The sequence below is a fragment of the Haemophilus sp. HMSC61B11 genome (assembly GCF_001838615.1).
GTDB lineage: Bacteria > Pseudomonadota > Gammaproteobacteria > Enterobacterales > Pasteurellaceae > Haemophilus_D > Haemophilus_D parainfluenzae_AD.
In genome coordinates this window covers 1-251 of sequence record NZ_KV837975.1, presented here as the reverse complement: position 1 = coordinate 251, position 251 = coordinate 1, and the positions used below count along the sequence as shown (strand labels likewise).

The 251-nt window shown below is 44.2% G+C and carries 1 pseudogene; it reads left to right on the top strand.

Annotated elements, in window-relative coordinates:
• Window positions 1-249 (top strand): annotated as a pseudogene (locus HMPREF3263_RS06230) (hypothetical protein); the annotation flags it as partial.
• Between the last annotated feature and the right edge of the window lie 2 nt (window positions 250-251).

Here is a 251-nt window from a genome sequence, read left to right as displayed (position 1 = left end):
TTTTTAAAACACATCAAACCCCGTTTTAGCGTATGGCATTACATCGCCACTATCCCGTTTTGCAACGCTTTTGCCCTTCCCGTGCCGTTTAACCGCGCTAAAGCGGATAAAGCCATTGAAAGCGCACTGGCCGACTGGAATAAGAAAACCAACAACCAAAAACAAAAATGGTTTAAATCCATCGCCGAAGAACAAAAGCTGATTAACGAAGAACACTCGGCGGAAGGGTTGGACAATCAGGCAAAATAAGT